A 3,570-nucleotide genomic window follows, 5' to 3' on the forward strand; every position below is an offset into this window, starting at 1 on the left:
GCGCCTGCTCGTCCACGGGTCGTGTTTTCCGTGGTGGGTGGTGTGTGGTGGTCAAGTGTGTAAGGGCGCATGGTGGATGCCTTGGCATCAGGAGCCGATGAAGGACGTGGGAGCCTGCGATAAGCCTCGGGGAGTTGGCAACCAAGCGTTGATCCGAGGGTGTCCGAATGGGGGAACCCGGCCGTCGTCATGGGCGGTCACCCGCACCTGAATGTATAGGGTGCGTGGAGGGAACGTGGGGAAGTGAAACATCTCAGTACCCACAGGAAGAGAAAACAACAGTGATTCCGTGAGTAGTGGCGAGCGAAAGCGGATGAGGCTAAACCGCGCTTGTGTGATACCTGGTAGGGGTTGCAGGTGTGGGGTTGTGGGAGTGTGCCGGAGCCGTCTACCAGCGGTTCGGGGAGTGAGAAAGTCGTGGTGTAGCCGAAGGGCCTGGGATGGCCTGGCGTAGTGGGTGAGACCCCCGTAGGCGAAACACTGCGGCCTCCTTGGGCGCGCCTCCCGAGTAGCACGGGGCTCGTGGAATCTCGTGTGAATCTGCCAGGACCACCTGGTAAGCCTAAATACTTCCTGATGACCGATAGCGGACAAGTACCGTGAGGGAATGGTGAAAAGCACCCCGGGAGGGGAGTGAAATAGTACCTGAAACCATGTGCCTACAATCCGTCGGAGCCGGCTCGTTCCGGTGACGGCGTGCCTTTTGAAGAATGAGCCTGCGAGTTAGTGGTGCGTGGCGAGGTTAACCCGTGGGGGGTAGCCGTAGCGAAAGCGAGTCCGAACAGGGCGCAACAGTCGCGTGCTCTAGACCCGAAGCGGAGTGATCTACCCATGGCCAGGTTGAAGCGCGGGTAAGACCGCGTGGAGGACCGAACCCACCAGGGTTGAAAACCTGGGGGATGAGCTGTGGGTAGGGGTGAAAGGCCAATCAAACTCCGTGATAGCTGGTTCTCCCCGAAATGCATTTAGGTGCAGCGTCACGTGTTTCTTGCCGGAGGTAGAGCTACTGGATGGCCGATGGGCCCCACCGGGTTACTGACGTCAGCCAAACTCCGAATGCCGGTAAGTGAGAGCGTGGCAGTGAGACTGCGGGGGATAAGCTTCGTAGTCGAGAGGGAAACAGCCCAGATCATCAGCTAAGGCCCCTAAGCGTGTGCTAAGTGGGAAAGGATGTGGAGTTGCGCAGACAACCAGGAGGTTGGCTTAGAAGCAGCCACCCTTTAAAGAGTGCGTAATAGCTCACTGGTCAAGTGATTCCGCGCCGACAATGTAGCGGGGCTCAAGTACACCGCCGAAGCTGTGGCATTCACATGGGAACTTCAGGACGCCGCCGCTCCTTGCTTCGTCGAGGGGCGCTGGGTGTTTCCTGCAGGTGTGTGGATGGGTAGGGGAGCGTCGTGTGTGGGGTGAAGCAGCCTGGTGATGGGTTGTGGACTGCACACGAGTGAGAATGCAGGCATGAGTAGCGAATGACGGGTGAGAAACCCGTCCGCCGATTGACCAAGGGTTCCAGGGCCAGGTTCATCCGCCCTGGGTAAGTCGGGACCTAAGGCGAGGCCGACAGGCGTAGTCGATGGACAACGGGTTGATATTCCCGTACCGGCGTAGAACCGTCCATGGCGAGGCCGGGGATGCTGAGCACCCAAAGCCTTTCGTCGCCTTCGGGCGCGAAGTGGTGGAGCGTGCGACCCGATCCGGTAGTAGTCAAGCGTAGTAACAGGGGTGACGCAGGAGGGTAGCTTCCGCGTGGCGATGGTTGTCCACGTCCAAGGGTGTAGGGCGAGGTGTTGGCAAATCCGCACCTCATGAGCCTGAGACCTGATGGTGACCCCGCAAGGGGGAAGCAGGGTGATCCCATGCTGCCTAGAAAAGCCTCGGCGCGAGGTTCGAGCCGCCCGTACCCTAAACCGACTCAGGTGGTCAGGTAGAGAATACCGAGGCGATCGAGTGAATCGTGGTTAAGGAACTCGGCAAAATGCCCCCGTAACTTCGGGAGAAGGGGGGCCTGAGACGTGAAGCCGCTTGCCGGCTAGCGTTTGAGGGCCGCAGAGACCAGGGGGAAGCGACTGTTTACTAAAAACACAGGTCCGTGCGAAGTCGCAAGACGATGTATACGGACTGACGCCTGCCCGGTGCTGGAACGTTAAGGGGACCGGTTACTCCTGCTTCGGTGGGGGGACGCTGAGAACTTAAGCGCCAGTAAACGGCGGTGGTAACTATAACCATCCTAAGGTAGCGAAATTCCTTGTCGGGTAAGTTCCGACCTGCACGAATGGCGTAACGACTTCCCCGCTGTCTCAACCGCGAACTCGGCGAAATTGCACTACGAGTAAAGATGCTCGTTACGCGCAGCAGGACGGAAAGACCCCGGGACCTTCACTATAGCTTGGTATTGGTGTTCGGAACGGCTTGTGTAGGATAGGTGGGAGACTGTGAAGCGGTCACGCTAGTGGTCGTGGAGTCAACGTTGAAATACCACTCTGGTCGTTCTGGATGTCTAACTTCGGTCCGTGATCCGGATCAGGGACAGTGCCTGGTGGGTAGTTTAACTGGGGCGGTTGCCTCCTAAAGAGTAACGGAGGCGCCCAAAGGTTCCCTCAGCCTGGTTGGCAATCAGGTGTTGAGTGTAAGTGCACAAGGGAGCTTGACTGTGAGACAGACATGTCGAGCAGGGACGAAAGTCGGGACTAGTGATCCGGCCGTGGAGTGTGGAATCGCGGTCGCTCAACGGATAAAAGGTACCCCGGGGATAACAGGCTGATCTTGCCCAAGAGTCCATATCGACGGCATGGTTTGGCACCTCGATGTCGGCTCGTCGCATCCTGGGGCTGGAGTAGGTCCCAAGGGTTGGGCTGTTCGCCCATTAAAGCGGTACGCGAGCTGGGTTTAGAACGTCGTGAGACAGTTCGGTCCCTATCCGCTGCGCGCGTTGGAAACTTGAGAAGGGCTGTCCCTAGTACGAGAGGACCGGGACGGACGAACCTCTGGTGTGCCAGTTGTTCCGCCAGGAGCATGGCTGGTTGGCTACGTTCGGAAGGGATAACCGCTGAAGGCATCTAAGCGGGAAGCCTGCTTCGAGATGAGGTTTCCGTGCCCCGTTAGGGGTGGGAGGCTCCCTGTAGACGACAGGGTTGATAGGCCGGGTGTGGAAGCAACGACTAGCGAGTTGTGCAGCTGACCGGTACTAATAAGCCGATCACTTGTCTACCACGCACCAGCTGCCGCGGGCCTTTTGGGGGTTCGTGGGGTGGGGTGTGGTGCCGGGTGGCATGAGTTCAAGACCTTTCAGGCTGTCAAGAGCCTGCTACGAGTTGTGGTGGTGAATGCTGCTGCAGGGTGTTTCGCGTCCATTGTGTGGTTCTCGGGTGACAACCCGCGCCTGCCGTTTCCTGCTCCGTGGTTGGGGTGGGTGGTGGTGGGTGTGGTGGTTGGTAGCCTGGCCTGTGTGGTCCGGTGGTCATAGCGGTGGGGAAACGCCCGGTCTCATTCCGAACCCGGAAGCTAAGCCCACCAGCGCCGATGGTACTGCTCGGGAGACTGGGTGGGAGAGTAGGACACCGCCGGCCACTC

General features: G+C 59.0%; 2 rRNA genes. Both read left to right on the top strand.

The features are described 5' to 3' along the window. Nucleotides 1-49: 49 nt before the first annotated feature. A 23S ribosomal RNA gene (locus GTQ99_RS19145) occupies nt 50-3,208 on the top strand. 241 nt (nt 3,209-3,449) lie between these two features. Further along, nucleotides 3,450-3,566: ribosomal RNA gene (gene rrf / locus GTQ99_RS19150) — 5S ribosomal RNA — on the top strand. Nucleotides 3,567-3,570 lie beyond the last annotated feature (4 nt).

Source organism: Kineococcus vitellinus (genome assembly GCF_009906315.1).
Lineage (GTDB): Bacteria > Actinomycetota > Actinomycetes > Actinomycetales > Kineococcaceae > Kineococcus > Kineococcus vitellinus.